We start from the raw sequence: 14,331 nt of genomic DNA on the forward strand, positions 1-14,331 counted from the left end.
GATGTTAGACAGCAGTAAGCGACACACGCAACGGGCGTTGCATATAGTGCAACGCATCACGGGAGGCTTCCATGGGGTTCCTGGCAGGACTGGCCGAAGAGCGCGTCGACCACCGCTTCAAGGGGCTCCCCCCGGACGCCGACGGCCTGACCGTCGGCGAGCTGGCGGCCCAGCGCCGGAACCTGTTCACGGACGGCTTCACCACCCCCGTCCTCGCCCTCTCCGCCGAGCGCCTGGAGCACAACCTCGCGCTGATGGAGACGTACGCGACCCGGCACGGCCTCGCCTTCGCCCCGCACGGCAAGACCACGATGGCCCCCGAGCTGTTCGCCCGCCAGCTCGACCACGGCGCCTGGGGCATCACGCTCGCCGTGCCCCACCAGGTGCGCGTGGCCCGCGCGTTCGGCATCCGGCGGATCTTCCTCGCCAACGAGCTGGTGGACGCGGCGGCCCTGAAGTGGATCGCCGCCGAGCTGGCGCGGGACGCCGAGTTCCGGTTCATCTGTTACGTGGACTCGGTGCGCGGGGTCGAGCTGATGGACGCGGCCCTTGTCGGCGCGGCCCGCCCGGTGGACGTCGTCGTCGAGCTGGGCGCGGGCGAGGGCGCCCGCACCGGCGCCCGCACCGAGGCCGAGTGCACGGCGGTCGCCGACGCCGTGGCCGCGACCCGCACCCTGCGCCTGGTGGGCGTGGCGGGGTACGAGGCCGAGGTCCCCGGGGCCACCCCGGAGCGGGTCGCGGCCTGGCTGCGCAGGCTGACCGCGCTGGCCTCCGAGTTCGACAAGGCGGGCCGCTTCTCGGGGGCGGGACTCGACGAGATCGTGGTCAGCGCGGGCGGCAGCGCCTGGTTCGACGCGGTGGCGGACACCTTCGCGGAGATCCCCGAACTCTCCCTTCCCGTACTGAAGTTGCTGCGCTCGGGCGCGTACGTCTCGCACGACGACGGCCAGTACCGACGGGTCACACCGTTCAACCGCATCCCGGAAGAGGGCGCCCTGCACCCCGCCTTCCGCCTGTGGGCGCAGGTCGTCTCCCGGCCCGGCCCCGACCAGGCGTTCGTGAACGCGGGCAAGCGGGACGCGGCGTACGACCTGGACCTGCCCGAGGCGCAGGTGGTGCGCGGGGCGCGGGACGGCGTCGAGCGCCCCGCGACCGGCATCGAGGTCACCGCCCTCTCCGACCAGCACGCCTGGCTGCGCACGGCCCCGGACGTGGACCTGGAGGTAGGCGACTGGGTGGGCCTCGGCCTCTCCCACCCCTGCACCAGCTTCGACAAGTGGCCCCTGATCCCCCTGGTGGAGACGGACGGCACGGTGACGGACTACATCCGTACGTACTTCTAACCCTGCGGACAGTGGATGGCTGGTCGCGCAGTTCCCCGCGCCCCTAACCCCCTAGGGGCGCGGGGAACTGCGCGACCAGCCATCCACGGTCCGCAGACAAAGAGGGGGTCTGGGGGCAGCCCCCAGCAGCCCGCCCCAACCCCCACGCGGCCGCCCGCCAGAGGGCTTTCGGGAAGGGGCGGGGTGGGGGAATCGCCCGCGACATCAGCCACCGCACACGGAAACCGGACCATGAACCTGGACCTCGTCATCCGCGACACCCTCGTCATAGACGGCACCGGCACCCCACCCCACCGCGCCGACGTCGGCATCAAAGACGGCCGCATCACAGCAATCCACCCCGAGGGCACCCCACACCTCACCGGCACCCGCACCCTCGACGCCCACGGCCTGGCCCTAGCCCCCGGCTTCATCGACATGCACGCCCACTCCGACCTGGCCCTGCTCCGCGACCCGGACCACAGCGCCAAGGCGGCCCAGGGCGTCACCCTGGAAGTGCTGGGCCAGGACGGCATCTCGTACGCGCCCGTCGACGACCGCACCCTCACCGAGGTCCGCAAGGCGATCACCGGCTGGAACGGCGACGGCTCGGACATCGACATCGACTGGCACACCGTCGGCGGCTACCTCGACCGCCTCGACCACGGCTTCGACGGACAGGGCATCGCGGTCAACGCCGCCTACCTGATCCCCCAGGGCACAGTACGGATGTACGCCATGGGCTGGGAGGACCGCGAGGCCACGCCCCAAGAGCTGGACCGCATGCGGCAGTTGGTGGCCGAGGGGCTGGAGCAGGGCGCGGTCGGGATGTCCTCCGGGCTCACGTACACCCCCGGCATGTACGCCCCGGACGCCGAGCTGACCGAGCTCTGCAAGGTCGTCGCGCGGTACGGCGGCTACTACTGCCCCCACCACCGCTCCTACGGCGCCGGCGCCCTCCGCGCCTACGAGGAGATGGTCGAGCTCACCCGCGCCGCCGGCTGCGCCCTGCACCTGGCCCACGCCACGATGAACTTCGGCGTGAACGAAGGAAAGGCACCCGAGCTCCTCGCCCTCCTCGACCGGGCGCTCGCCACCGGTTCGGACATCACGCTCGACACCTACCCGTACACCCCGGGCTGTACGACGCTCGCCGCGATGCTGCCGAGCTGGGCGGGCGAGGGCGGGCCGGAGACGGTCCTCGCCCGGCTGCGGGACGACGCGACGGCCGAGCGGATCCGCCACGCCATGGAGGTGGTGGGGGCGGACGGCTGCCACGGGGTGCCCATCGACTGGGAGACGGTCGAGATCTCGGGGGTGAGCGACCCGGGGCTCGCGCCCTTCGTGGGCCGGACGGTCGCCGAGTCGGCCCGTGTACGCGGCGAGGCGCCCTGGACCACCGCCCGCCGCCTCCTGATCGACGACGGCCTCGGCTCGACGATCCTCCAGCACGTGGGCCACGAGGAGAACGTGCGGACGATCATGCGCCACCGCGTCCACACCGGCGGCAGCGACGGCATCCTCCAGGGCGCCAAGCCCCACCCGCGCGCCTACGGCACGTTCCCCCACTATCTGGGCCACTACGCCCGCGACCTGGGCGTCCTCCCCCTGGAGGAGATGGTCGCCCATCTGACCTCCCGCCCGGCGGCCCGCCTGCGCCTCCCGGACCGGGGCCTGGTCAAGGCGGGCTACCGCGCGGACGTCGTCCTCTTCGACCCGGACACGGTCGCGGCGGGATCGACGTTCGAGCACCCCCGCACCCTGCCCACCGGCATCCCGTACGTCCTGATCGACGGCAAGTTCGTCGTCGAGGACGGCCGGCGCACGGACGTGCTGGCGGGGCGGGCGGTCCGCAGAACGCCTACCCCGCCAGCAACCTGACGTACCGTCAGAACACGCGTACGTTAGGGGCAGTGTCCCAGTACATGTCCGCCGACGGGCCGCCGACGCCGCCGCGGCCGGTGCCGTGGTAGATGTGCAGCTGCCAGACGATGGGCATGGGCCGCATGATGTCGGAGATCCCGTCGCCGTTCACGTCTCCCGTGGCGAGGACGGGCGCGTCGGCGGACCAGGCGTACGGGAGCTTCGTGCGCGCGCCGAAGTTGCCCTGCCCGTTGCCCGGGTACAGCCACAGCGTCCGCGAACCGTCGCGGGCCAGCAGGTCGGCCCTGCCGTCGCCGTTCAGGTCGCCCGGCGCGGCGAGCTGGTTCATGGCGTTCCAGCCGCCGCCGACGAGCTTGCGGTCGCCGAAGGTGCCCCGGCCGTTGCCCGGGTACAGCCACAGGGTCCCGGCGGTGTCGCGGGCCAGCAGGTCCCGGCGGCCGTCACCGGTCAGGTCCCCGGCCGCGCTGATCTCACGCATGCTGTTCCAGCCGCCGCCGACCTTGACGCGGTCCTTGAAGGCGCCGTCGCCCCGGCCCGGGTAGGACCACAGCACGCCGGACCTGTCGCGGGCGTAGACGTCCTCCTTGCCGTCGGAGTTGTAGTCGCCGTGCCGGACCAGCTGGGTCATGGAGTTCCAGCCGCCGCCGACGAGCTTGCCCTTGGTCGCCCAGTTGGCGTCGCCGACGCCCGACAGGAACCACAGCCTCCCGTCGTCCGCGCGCTCCAGGAGGTCGGGGTGGTTGTCGTTGTCCATGTCGCCGAACTGCGCCACCGCGGGCAGCCCGGCGGGCCGCTTCTCCTGGTCCTGTACGAACCAGTCCATCCACGGCACGCCCAGGGTGGCCTCGTACTTGGTGGTCGCCACGCGGATCGAGCTGATGGTGTTGTCCCATCGCCGTCCCAAGGAGCCGCCGGTGAGGTCGTTGGGGGGAGTGTGCGGGTCGATGAGGTAGCTCTCGCCCTCGTAGTTGGACTCCGGGGTCAGCGAGACGTAGAGGTCGCTGTTGTTGACGAGGGACGAGATCGAGTTGTTCCAGATGCCCAGGGTGGGGCGGCTGGACGAGATGATCTCCATCTTGCCCTTGAAGTCCCCGTACTGGAACACGCAGAGCTTGCCCGCCGGGCAGCGGTCGTAGCCGCTCGCGGCCTGGGCGGGCGCGGTCGTGACGGTGGCGGCCAGCCCCGCCGTGGCGGCGGCCGCGAGCCCGCCGCGTATGAGGCGCGAAGACATGGAACGCACGTGGTCCCCCCGGGTATGTGCGGATGCTGTGAATACGTCGAAAGTCAGCGGATCATAGCCGCCCGTCGAGGATCAGTTCGAACCAGACCGTCTTGCCGATTCCGTACGGTCGGGGGTTGGCGCCCCACGCGTCGGAGAGCGCCTCCACCAGCGCGAGCCCGCGCCCCGACTCGTCGTCCGGCCCGGCGGGCCTCGGACACGGCAGGTCCACGTTCGCGTCGATCACCTCGACGCGGAAGATGTCCCCGCCGAGGACGCACCGCGCGACGACGTCCCGGCCGACGGGCACGCGCGCGTGCCGGACGGCGTTCGTCATCAGCTCGCTGAGCAGCAGGACGGCCGTCTCGGCCAATTCGTCGGGCACCTTCCAGGCGTGCGCCTGCTCCGCCAGCAGCACCCGCGCGCGCGAGACGCTGCGCGGGCCGCGCGGAAATTGCCACTGAACGTCCTTCGGGAGGGGGGAAGTTGTGCGATCCATGGCTCATACGGTGGCGGGCCGGGCATAGTTTCTGGGAGTGACAGCGTGGGTACAAACTGTTGCTGTACCCGCTGTGTACCTAGAAGGGCGGGTGCAATGACCGAGGCGAGTTCACATCCGCCTGGCCTGGTGCTACTGCGGCGACCAGGTAAAGCTCTGGCGGGAGAGCGCGGGAGTGAGCCGCGAGGAGCTGTGCAAAGCGACGGGCTACCAGTACGAGTACGTCAAGTCGATGGAGAACGGCCGCCGCAAGCCGACCCTGCGGCTTCTGCAAGTCGCTGACGAACTGTGTGATGCCAAGGGGAAGTTGCTGGCCGCGCACAGCTATCTGAAGCCGGAACCGTTCCCGGCGAGGTCGCAGGAGTACATGCAGGAAGAGGCCGAAGCAATCGCGGTCCACTCGTACCAGCCGGTGCTCATTCCGGGGTTGTTGCAAACGGAGGAGTACGCGCGGACGCTGATCAGCGAGAGTTGTCCACCGCTGGACGACGAGACGGTTGAGGAACGGGTGAACGCACGGCTGCGCAGGCAGGACGCACTGCGTGCGCGGCCGTCGGTGATGTTCGGGTTCATCATGTACGAGGCCGCGCTGCGCACCATGGTCGGCGGGCCGCAGTGCATGGGACGCCAGCTCCACCACGTACTGGAGGCAGCTGCATTGCGGAACGTGTCGGTGCAGGTGCTGCCGATGGGCCGATGCAGCGGACTTGCCCTCTCCGGCTCGGTGGTCCTGCTGGAGAGCCCCGATCACGAGCACTACGCATTCGCCGAAGGCCAGACAACCAGCGCGCTTTACGCCGACCCCAACAAGGTCAGCGAACTTACGCAACGCCATGGCATGATCCGCATGCACGCCCTCAGTGTCGAGGAGTCGGCGGAGTTCATCAGCAAAGTGGCGGAGGAGCTATGAGCGACGAGCTCGTATGGTTCAAGTCCAGTTACAGCGACGACCAGGGCAGCGAGTGCATAGAAGTCGCCCTGGACTGGCGCAAGTCGAGCCACAGCGACGACCAGGGCGGCGCCTGCATCGAAGTCGCCACCTGCCCCCACACCGTCACCGTCCACGTACGGGATTCCAAGCTCGGCGGGGACAGCCCGACATTCGCCGTCCCCGCCTCCGCCTGGGCTCAGTTCACGGCCGGGATAGCCGGGAGTAGGTAGCCGAAGACCGTGTCGGCCGCGGTCCGGTCGTCGATCTGGACGCGGCCCGCGCGTACCGCCGCGTCGAAGTTCGCGGCGAAGTCCGGGCCCGGGGCGAGGAGTTGGTCCAGGGTCTCGCGGGTCAGCGTGATCGTGGCCTGGGGCTTGTCCACGCCGGGCGGCATCGTGTCGCCGCGCGTGTCGGTGTAGACGAGGACGCCGTCGCGCAGCACGGTGACGCCCGACTGGCCGGTGTTGGTGAAGTGCCACAACAGGACGACCGGGTCGCGCAGTTCGGCGGCCCGGGGGCCGTCGAGGCGGGCGGCCACGGCGGCGAAGTACTGGGCGGGGTTGGCGTAGCGGACCAGGTCGGCGACGACCGGGCGGGAGCCGGGCGGCTGCGGGCCGGGGCGCAGGTCGCGGGCGGCCGTCAGATAGGCGTTGCGCAGCGGGCCGTACTCGGCGAGGTAGCCGAGCTGGGTCAGGGCGAGGGCCTGGAGCGAGGTCGCGGCCTCCAGGACCGCCGCCGACACCGTCGCCCGGTCGCAGGCGGCGGCCACCACGTGGTCGAGGAGCTCGACGACCCGCTCGTACCGGGGCGTCTCGGCGTCGTACTCCTCGCGCGCGGCCGCGAGCACCGCCTCGGCGCCGCCGAGGGCCACCACGTACCGCTGGGCGGTCGCGGCGGAGGCGGGGGTCACGGCGACGGCGTCGGTGGCGGCGACGAACTCGTGGCCGAGCAGGCGCAGCCAGGTCTGGCGGGCGGCCTGGGTGGCGGTGCCGACGTAGCCGGGGGCGTAGAACGGCCGGTTCGAGGGCTGGCTCTGGCGCCGGACCCAGGCGTCCCGCCGCGCGGCGAGCCGGGCGGAGACGGCCTTGTCGCCCCAGCCGGGCCACTCGTACGCCCCGGCCACGATCTCCGCGACCCCGCCGAAGGCCTTCAGGGTCTCGTCGAGGTGGCGGGCGCGTACGTCGCCGAGGCCGCCGAGCAGGCCGGGGGCGGTGAGGTAGAGGACCTTGCGGTCGGGGAGGTAGACGTTCATCTCGGCCGGGGACTGGAGGCCCGCGGCGGGCTGGAGGACGAGGCGGACGCCGTCGGCCTCGACCTCGCCGGAGAGCTGGTGGGTCGGCGGTACGAGGGTGGCCTCGCCGGCCGAGACGGTGAGGCCGGGGCCGCTGTCGATCAGCCCGTACGGCCCGGCTTCCAGGCGGGTGCCGTACGTGTGGTCGACCAGGCACGCCGTGGCCAGGCCCTCCACGACGTGGCGGCGGACCGCGTCGTCGAGGAAGCCGTCGGGCGCGTACACGGCGAGGTCGTCGGGGACGGTGTCTCCTTGGTCCGCGAAGAGGCCGCGCGAGCCGCCGAAGTGGTCGACGCAGCTGGCGGTGTAGACGATCGCCTTGACGGGGCGGTGGTCGTCGGTGGCCGCGCGGTAGAGGCGCAGGGCGTACTGGGCGGTCTCGTACGAGCCGAGGGGGTCGATGACGATCAGTCCGGTGCGGCCCTCGACGATCGTCATGTTGGCGAGGTCGTAGCCGCGGACCTGGTAGACGCCGCCGTCCTCGGCGCGGGTGACGAGGTAGAGGCCCGCCATGGCGTTCATGCGGCCCTGGCGCCAGACGCGGGCGTTGACGGCCGTCGGGATCTCGTCCGCGTCCCGCAGGAAGTCGAACCGGTCGAAGTCCCAGGCGGCGCCCTGGCCGTCGCGCGTGGGGATCACGGGCACGTCCGGCGCCGCGAGCAGCCCCTGCGAGGCGTTGCGGAAGTCCGAGACGTCGGAGGGGACGCCCTGCTCGGCGGGGCGGTTGCTGCGGACGACGAACGGGGTCGGCTCGACGGGCTCGTGGGCGGTCCTGCTGCCGTTGGTCATGTTCCTGCCTCCTCGGGGTGCGGGGCGGGAACGTAACGCCGTGCGGCGCGAGCGGGAAGGGTGCGGGTGTCGGCCTTGGCCGACAATGCCCCGCGCTGAACCGGCCATGCCGGCTGCGGGCCGTGCGCCCTTCTCGGCCCGGTGTTCGTCTGCGGCCCGGTGGGGGCTGGTCGCGCAGTTCCCCGCGCCCCTGAAGGGGTCCGTTGTCGTCTGCGGATCGTGGCGGGTTGCTCGCGCAGTTCCCCGCGCCCCTAAATGCGCCCCTGCGGGGCGCCCAGGGGATGCCGCGCAGCGGCATTTAAGGGGCGCGGGGAACTGCGCGACCAGCCCACGACCACCCGCAGACGAACTCCGGGCGAAGAAGGGGCGCGGGGAACTGCGCGATCAGCCCCCACCGGGCCGCAGACGAACACCGCGCCGTGGCGCATCTCACCCGCCCCGGACGGCCCGCGCGCAATCCAAGCCCGCACCCCGCCCCCGCCCGGCAATCCCACGGCACACACCGACCACCGCATTCCGATGGAAGCCGAGGCTCCGCCCAGAACGGCCCGCCCGGGCGACCCGGGCCGCAAACACCGCGCGTCCCCCGAAACGCGCCCGTAAGGTGACCGTCATGCAGGTGATCCAGTCGACCAAGCTCGCCAATGTCTGTTACGAGATCCGCGGCCCGGTTCTCGAAGAAGCCATGCGGCTGGAGGCGGCAGGTCACCGCATCCTCAAGCTCAACACCGGCAACCCCGCCGCGTTCGGCTTCGAGTGCCCCCCGGAGATCCTGGAGGACATGCTCCGCAACCTCTCCGGGGCGCACGGGTACGGCGACGCGAAGGGCCTGCTCTCCGCGCGCCGCGCGGTCATGCAGCACTACCAGACCAAGGGCATCGACCTCGACGTCGAGGACATCTACCTCGGCAACGGCGTATCCGAGCTGATCCAGATGTCGATGCAGGCGCTGCTCGACGACGGCGACGAGGTGCTGGTCCCGGCCCCGGACTACCCCCTGTGGACCGCCTCCGTCTCGCTCGCCGGCGGCACCGCCGTGCACTACCGCTGCGACGAGCAGTCCGACTGGATGCCGGACCTCGCCGACATCGAGCGCAAGATCACCGACCGCACCAAGGCGATCGTGATCATCAACCCGAACAACCCGACGGGCGCGGTGTACGACGAGGAGATGCTGCGGTCGCTGACCGAGATCGCCCGCCGCCACAACCTGATCGTCTGCTCGGACGAGATCTACGACCGGATCCTGTACGACGGCGCCACGCACACGCCGACGGCCACCGTCGCCCCGGACCTGATGGTCCTGACCTTCAACGGTCTGTCCAAGAACTACCGCGTGGCCGGATACCGCTCCGGCTGGCTGGCGGTCTGCGGCCCGAAGGCGCACGCGTCCTCGTACATCGAGGGCCTCACCATCCTCGCCAACATGCGGCTGTGCGCCAACATGCCGTCGCAGTACGCCGTGGCCACCGCGCTCGGCGGGCGCCAGTCCATCGAGGACCTGGTGCTGCCGGGCGGGCGCCTGCTCGAACAGCGCGACACGGCGTACGACCTGCTCACCCAGATCCCCGGCGTGACCTGCGTGAAGCCCAAGGGCGCGCTGTACCTCTTCCCGCGTCTGGACCCGGCGGTCTACAAGGTCAAGGACGACCGCCAGATGGTCCTGGACCTGCTGCGGGCCGAGAAGATCATGGTCGTGCACGGCACCGGCTTCAACTGGCCCGAGCCCGACCACTTCCGCATCGTGACGCTTCCCTCGGCTCAGGACCTGGCCGGGGCCGTGACACGGATCGGCAGCTTCCTGGACGGTTACAGCCAGATGTAGCGGGCTGCTGACATCGGCTCAACTTTAGACAGAATCTAAGATAGGATGGTCTCCTGCGACGGCGAAGGAGGCCATCTCATGTACGAGCCGATACGGACGAAGTCGGTGCACAGCACGATGGCCGCCGACGCCGACGCGCGCGTTCCGCACCGGTCGCGTGAGGAGGAGCTGGACATCCAGCTCGCCGGGCATCTGGCTGCGCTGCTCGCGGTGACGGACGAGCTGGGGCTGGCCTCGGCCGGTGACGCGATAGCGCGGCAGATCGCGCGGCTGCGGGGCGGTATGCCGCCGGTGCGCCACGCGGGCCTTCGCGGTACGTCTGCGACCTCGCTGCACGGCCGCGCGCACGCTTTGGCGGGCCGCGCCCTCGTCGTCGCGGCCTCTCGCGCCGACACGGCGGCCGCGATCCTGGCGGCGGAGCGCATGGACGCCCACGCGCTGGCGCTGGCCCCCTGATCGGCCCCGGTCCGCGCGCCGCGGAGGTCCGCGGACCGGGGTCCCCTTCTTGGCCCGGCCTTCGTCTGCGGGCCGGTGGGGGCTTGTCGCGCAGTTCCCCGCGCCCCTGAAGGGGTCCGTTGTCGTCTGCAGATCGTGCTGGCTTGCTCGCGCAGTTCCCCGCGCCCCTCAAATGCCGCTGCGCGGCAATCTTGAGGGCGCCCCGAAGGGGCGCATCTAGGGGCGCGGGGAACTGCGCGAGCAACCCCCACCGGCCCGCAGACAAACACCGGGCAAAAAAGGGGCGCGGGGAACTGCGCGACCAGCCCCCACCGGCCCGCAGACGGTCATCCCACCGACAGGATCAGCACCAGCAACACCAGCAGCACCAACCCCACCAGCAGAGCCGTCCGCATCCCCGACGGCGGGGGCGGCGCGGCCGGGACCGGGCCGAGGTTGAAGACGTCGTGGCCGGTCACGGACGCCCGGCCGCACCACGGGCACCCCGAGAGGTGCGACCCGTACGTGTGCATCGGGCGATCCGGGCAGACTCGTACCAGCGAACGCTCTCGGTCCAGCGCCCGCAGCCAGTCCTCCGCAGAGGGGCGGGCCGCCGGGTCGAGGACGCCCGGGCCGAACGCCGCCCGGGACAGGCCGAGCAGCTCGGGCGGGAGCACGGACGGGTCCACGGTCCCGCGCGGCACCACGACCTGCTCCGGCCGCACCACGTACGAAATGCTCGCCGCGATGTTGTCCTGGACCGTCGACTCCGGCGCACTGTCGTGCGGGACACCCCCGAAGGGGTGGTTCCCGGCCGTCAACAGTTGATACACCAGCACCGCCAGCGCGAAGTCGTCGCTCGCCCGCGTCGCCGGCCCCCCGGCCAGCCGCTCCGGCGCCGAGTAGTCCGTCGTATGCATCAGACACGGGAACAGCTCCCCCGTGACCGCGTCGGTGAAGGCGATCGAGTCGCAGTCCAGGAACGTGATGAAGCCGTTCGCGTCGACCACCACGTTGCTGCTGGAGAAGTCCCCGATGACCAGGCCCTCGTGATGCATCCGGGCCGTCATGAACGCGAGGTTCCACGCGACGCCAAGCAGGAACCGCCAGTCGGCCCGCTGGTGGAAGAGCCGGATGCGCTGGGCGCGCGTGAACAGGCCCACCAGCTGGACGTGTTCGGGCTCGCCGAACCGCTGCATCGCGTACCCCAGGAACGCCCCGCCCGGCGCCCGCGCGGGCGCGGTCGGCCAGGCGAGCTCGGGCCGCTGGGAGCGGTCGGTGGGGCGCCCGCCGAGCGGGGACATCGTGAGCATCCGGGTCAGCCGCCGCTCCTGCTCGGGGCCGGGCGGGTCCCGGTAGAGCTTGACGACGACCCGGTCGTCGCCCTCGACGGGGTAGACGGCCGCCTGGCCGCCGCCCTTGAGCGGGGCGGCCGCCAGGACCACCGGCACCCCGCCGAGCAGCACGGTCCGCCCGCCCGGCCCGCCACCGCTGCCGTTCGCCTCGCTCATGTGCCCCCTCCCGTACGCACCGCCCGCAGCAGCGTCTTGTCGTCCCCGTTGAGCGCGGTCAGCCGGTCGGACCTGAGCAGCGCGGCCAGCCGGTCGTCCTCGTCCCCGGATCCCACCGCCTCCGTGTCGAGGGAGCGCAGCACGGCCGCCGCGAAGGACTCGTTGGGCGCCTGCGGGGCGCCTCCCGACCAGGAGAGCGCGGCCTGGGCCAGGCCGTCGGTGGAGAGCAGCACGCCGTCGACGCCCTCGTCCCGTACGCAGTCGGTCCGCACCCAGCGGGCGGCGTCCGGCGTGCTGAGGAACACCGTCTCGTTGCTGTACTCGCTCACCGCGGCGGGCTGCGGCAGCAGATGGAACTGCCGCTCGCCGTCCTCGGTCCCGGCCCGCAGCACCACGAAGCCGTCCCCGACGCTGACGTGCCCCAGCCAGCCGGGCGCGAGCACCACCACGGTGAGCGTGGTCGCGTGGTCGCCCGCCGCCTCGCCCGTACGGTCGAGGAAGTCGTCCACGACCCGCTGGAAGCCCTGGCGCAGCAGGCGGTGCGCGGCGGGGCCGTCCGCACCCGAGGCGGGCAGCCGGCCGAAGTGCTCCACCGCCAGGCGGACCGCGAGCAGCGAGCCCTCGCCGGAGCGCGGCCTGCTGCCCGCGCCGTCGGCGACCGCGAGGACCGTGACGGGTCCGTCCGTCGCGCACCGCCAGGCGTCCTGGCAGGCGACGCCGTCCCGGCGGTGCCGGTAGCCCTCCACGCTCAGTCCGTGCACCCGCCAGCTCCCGTGCGCCCGCGCCCCCATGGCCCGCTCAGGCTTCCCAGGCCGGGCGCTGCGTCTTGAACTGGCTGAAGATCTTCTCGAAGACCTCGTCGCCCGCGCCCTTGGTCTCGGCGTTGGCGCTCGCCGACATCATCTGGAGCAGCTGGCGGAACGGGAAGCCCTGGAGCCGGGCGTTGAACTTCGGCGCGTACGCCTGGAGCACCTGCTCGGCCAGGTCGGTGAGCCCGCCGACCCCGATCGCGTACAGCCGGAAGCGCCGCGCGGCCTGCTCCTCGGCGAGCACCGGGACCAGCCGCTGCCAGGTGCGGCTGATGTGGCCGGTGCCGTCGGTCGGGAGTCCGTCGGTGACCAGGCAGATCTGCGGGCGGTAGTACTGGAAGCCCTGGGAGCGCAGTTCGGTCTTGCGGGCGGCGACCACGTGCATGGCGAGCTCCAGGGCCTCGGTCATCAGGGTCACCCCGGAGGCGGCGAGGCGCGGTGGCTCGAACATGTGGGCGGCGACGAACGGGCCGACCGGGGAGCCCGGTTCGAGCGGCTGCGCGCCGCGCCAGGCGGTGACGCCCTGGCCGCCGAAGGTGATGACGGCGACCTCGACGCTGTAGCTGAGGCTGACGTCGTCGTGGAGTTCGCGGGTCCATTCGCTCAGCGCCGTGTTGAGCGCGTCTATGGGCGGGCCCGCCATCGAGCTGGAGGTGTCGAGGCACAGCACCAGCGGCAGCCGTTGGGCGTTGTTCTCGAACTCGATGTCGGCGTACTCCGCCGGAAGTGTCCTGGGTGGCTGCTGCCTGCGCATCTGATCTCTCCCCGTTCCCGGTACTTCGCTCGCGGGTCAACTGCCGTGCTGGGCACGGTCGATGACGGTCCTTCCGTTCTCGGCGTACGCGTGGGCGTACAGGATCCCGGCGTCCTTGCCCCGGCCCTCGCTCACCTCGACACGGGCGCCGGGGGCGGGCGCGGGCGTCCCCGGCTCGGCCCAGACCGCCCGGCGCAGACACTGGTCGAGCTCGACGTATCCCTGCGGGTGCAGCGCGGTGCGTACGACGGCGACACGGCCGGGGGCGGTCGGCCTGCGGACGTCGCGGCCCGGCGCGGCGCGGTGCCTGCCGGGCGCCTCGGCCATGCCGGCGGTGCTCGCCGTGCCCGTACGGCCGGTGCGCGCGGCCGGAGGGCGCCCGGCGGCGGGTACGGCGAACGCGAGGCGCGGACCTCGCGAGCGGCGTACGGCGAGGACCAGCGCGGTCACCAGGAGCAGCAGCAGGGCGGCGACGCCGAGCGCGGGGACCAGGAGCGAGGAGCCGCCGCCGGAGCCGCCGACGCTGTCGGAGTTGCGGTCGAGCTCGGCGGCGAGACCCGCCTCCACGAGCTCCTTGCCGCGCAGGGGCTTGTCCTTGCCTTTCGCCGCCGCGACCGCCTCGCACAGCTTGCCCTCGCAGGCGCCCGCCTCGCGCAGGGCGCCCACCGTCTTGTCGTCGAGCCGGGTGATCTCGGCGTCCGGGTCGACGAGCCGGTCACCGGCGAGGACGAGCAGCAGGGTGCCGCCCGCGCCGGTCGGGTGCCCGGCCGGGACCATGAGGACCAGCGGGCCGCGGTCGAACGTGGCCTTGCGCTGGGAGAGCTTCCAGTCGGCGGCCTTCCCGTCGAGCGCCAGCGGCTTGCGCAGGGTGACGAGCACGGACGCGTCCTGCGCCCCGACGCGCCCGGCCCAGCAGTCCAGCCGTTCGGCCAGGGACCCCGAGCAGGACCGGTCGTCGGCGGCGGCCGGAAGGACCACGGCCGACAGGGCCAGGGCCACCAGCCCGGTCACCACCCACAGCCGCCGCGCAGCGCGCGGCCAACGGAGCTGCCCCATGTGCGA

At 72.1% G+C, this 14,331-nt stretch carries 13 protein-coding genes; 6 read left to right on the plus strand and 7 right to left on the minus strand.

Features of this window, described 5'->3' with window-relative positions; all coding sequences use genetic code 11:
• The first annotated feature begins 71 nt into the window (after positions 1–71).
• Both QIY60_RS08370 and QIY60_RS08375 read left to right on the plus strand, forming a co-directional pair.
• Positions 72–1,343, plus strand: coding sequence for an amino acid deaminase (locus QIY60_RS08370; protein ID WP_283141835.1), 1,272 nt, complete (start codon positions 72–74; stop codon positions 1,341–1,343).
• Positions 1,344–1,574: 231 nt separating this feature from the next.
• A complete protein-coding gene (locus QIY60_RS08375) occupies positions 1,575–3,203 on the plus strand; it encodes a D-aminoacylase (RefSeq protein WP_283141836.1) in 1,629 nt (542 codons plus the stop codon).
• A gap of 7 nt (positions 3,204–3,210) precedes the next feature.
• Here QIY60_RS08375 and QIY60_RS08380 read toward each other — a convergent pair whose 3' ends face one another.
• Both QIY60_RS08380 and QIY60_RS08385 read right to left on the minus strand, forming a co-directional pair.
• Positions 3,211–4,437, minus strand: coding sequence for an FG-GAP-like repeat-containing protein (locus QIY60_RS08380; protein WP_283141837.1), 1,227 nt, complete (start codon positions 4,435–4,437; stop codon positions 3,211–3,213).
• Positions 4,438–4,498: 61 nt separating this feature from the next.
• Positions 4,499–4,924, minus strand: coding sequence for an ATP-binding protein (locus QIY60_RS08385; RefSeq protein ID WP_283141838.1), 426 nt, complete (start codon positions 4,922–4,924; stop codon positions 4,499–4,501).
• Between the two features lie 115 nt (positions 4,925–5,039).
• Here QIY60_RS08385 and QIY60_RS08390 point away from each other — a divergent pair, with 115 nt between their 5' ends.
• Together QIY60_RS08390 and QIY60_RS08395 are read left to right on the plus strand one after the other, a co-directional pair.
• Positions 5,040–5,834: a helix-turn-helix transcriptional regulator gene (locus QIY60_RS08390; RefSeq protein WP_283145859.1), complete on the plus strand. Its 795-nt coding sequence runs from the start codon at positions 5,040–5,042 to the stop codon at positions 5,832–5,834.
• Positions 5,831–6,085 (plus strand): DUF397 domain-containing protein, encoded by a 255-nt coding sequence (locus QIY60_RS08395; protein ID WP_283141839.1) that lies wholly within the window; start codon positions 5,831–5,833, stop codon positions 6,083–6,085. Before QIY60_RS08390 ends, QIY60_RS08395 begins: the two co-directional genes overlap by 4 nt.
• Here QIY60_RS08395 and QIY60_RS08400 read toward each other — a convergent pair.
• Positions 6,052–7,935: an alkyl sulfatase dimerization domain-containing protein gene (locus QIY60_RS08400; RefSeq protein ID WP_283141840.1), complete on the minus strand. Its 1,884-nt coding sequence runs from the start codon at positions 7,933–7,935 to the stop codon at positions 6,052–6,054. The genes QIY60_RS08395 and QIY60_RS08400 overlap by 34 nt on opposite strands.
• A 613-nt stretch (positions 7,936–8,548) precedes the next feature.
• Between QIY60_RS08400 and QIY60_RS08405 the strand changes: the two genes are divergently transcribed.
• Positions 8,549–9,760 carry a pyridoxal phosphate-dependent aminotransferase gene (locus tag QIY60_RS08405; protein WP_283141841.1) on the plus strand — a complete coding sequence of 404 codons (1,212 nt, stop codon included), beginning with the start codon at positions 8,549–8,551 and terminating at the stop codon, positions 9,758–9,760.
• Positions 9,761–9,838: 78 nt separating this feature from the next.
• Positions 9,839–10,216, plus strand: coding sequence for a hypothetical protein (locus QIY60_RS08410; protein WP_283141842.1), 378 nt, complete (start codon positions 9,839–9,841; stop codon positions 10,214–10,216).
• 326 nt (positions 10,217–10,542) lie between these two features.
• Here QIY60_RS08410 and QIY60_RS08415 read toward each other — a convergent pair whose 3' ends face one another.
• The 4 genes from QIY60_RS08415 to QIY60_RS08430 are packed head-to-tail and all read right to left on the minus strand — an operon-like array spanning position 10,543 to position 14,325.
• The gene (locus QIY60_RS08415) at positions 10,543–11,706 is read right to left on the minus strand and encodes a hypothetical protein (protein ID WP_283141843.1); all 1,164 of its coding nucleotides are present in this window, start codon (positions 11,704–11,706) and stop codon (positions 10,543–10,545) included.
• Positions 11,703–12,467: a PP2C family serine/threonine-protein phosphatase gene (locus QIY60_RS08420; RefSeq protein WP_349253906.1), complete on the minus strand. Its 765-nt coding sequence runs from the start codon at positions 12,465–12,467 to the stop codon at positions 11,703–11,705. Before QIY60_RS08420 ends, QIY60_RS08415 begins: the two co-directional genes overlap by 4 nt.
• Positions 12,468–12,504: 37 nt before the next feature.
• Positions 12,505–13,269, minus strand: a complete 765-nt coding sequence (locus QIY60_RS08425) for a hypothetical protein (protein WP_283141845.1) — start codon at positions 13,267–13,269, stop codon at positions 12,505–12,507.
• A 36-nt stretch (positions 13,270–13,305) separates the two neighbouring features.
• A complete protein-coding gene (locus QIY60_RS08430) occupies positions 13,306–14,325 on the minus strand; it encodes a hypothetical protein (protein WP_283141846.1) in 1,020 nt (339 codons plus the stop codon).
• Between the last annotated feature and the right edge of the window lie 6 nt (positions 14,326–14,331).

This window comes from Streptomyces sp. BPTC-684, from assembly GCF_030028635.1.
Taxonomy (GTDB): domain Bacteria; phylum Actinomycetota; class Actinomycetes; order Streptomycetales; family Streptomycetaceae; genus Streptomyces; species Streptomyces noboritoensis.

Excerpts from the sequence above, each read along its gene's own strand:
- QIY60_RS08370 (WP_283141835.1), top strand. The coding sequence starts at position 72 with ATGGGGTTCCTGGCAGGACTGGCCGAAGAGCGCGTCGACCACCGCTTC.
- QIY60_RS08375 (WP_283141836.1), top strand. The coding sequence starts at position 1,575 with ATGAACCTGGACCTCGTCATCCGCGACACCCTCGTCATAGACGGCACC.
- QIY60_RS08380 (WP_283141837.1), bottom strand. The coding sequence starts at position 4,437 with ATGTCTTCGCGCCTCATACGCGGCGGGCTCGCGGCCGCCGCCACGGCG.
- QIY60_RS08385 (WP_283141838.1), bottom strand. The coding sequence starts at position 4,924 with ATGGATCGCACAACTTCCCCCCTCCCGAAGGACGTTCAGTGGCAATTT.
- QIY60_RS08395 (WP_283141839.1), top strand. The coding sequence starts at position 5,831 with ATGAGCGACGAGCTCGTATGGTTCAAGTCCAGTTACAGCGACGACCAG.
- QIY60_RS08400 (WP_283141840.1), bottom strand. The coding sequence starts at position 7,935 with ATGACCAACGGCAGCAGGACCGCCCACGAGCCCGTCGAGCCGACCCCG.
- QIY60_RS08405 (WP_283141841.1), top strand. The coding sequence starts at position 8,549 with ATGCAGGTGATCCAGTCGACCAAGCTCGCCAATGTCTGTTACGAGATC.
- QIY60_RS08410 (WP_283141842.1), top strand. The coding sequence starts at position 9,839 with ATGTACGAGCCGATACGGACGAAGTCGGTGCACAGCACGATGGCCGCC.
- QIY60_RS08415 (WP_283141843.1), bottom strand. The coding sequence starts at position 11,706 with ATGAGCGAGGCGAACGGCAGCGGTGGCGGGCCGGGCGGGCGGACCGTG.
- QIY60_RS08425 (WP_283141845.1), bottom strand. The coding sequence starts at position 13,269 with ATGCGCAGGCAGCAGCCACCCAGGACACTTCCGGCGGAGTACGCCGAC.
- QIY60_RS08430 (WP_283141846.1), bottom strand. The coding sequence starts at position 14,325 with ATGGGGCAGCTCCGTTGGCCGCGCGCTGCGCGGCGGCTGTGGGTGGTG.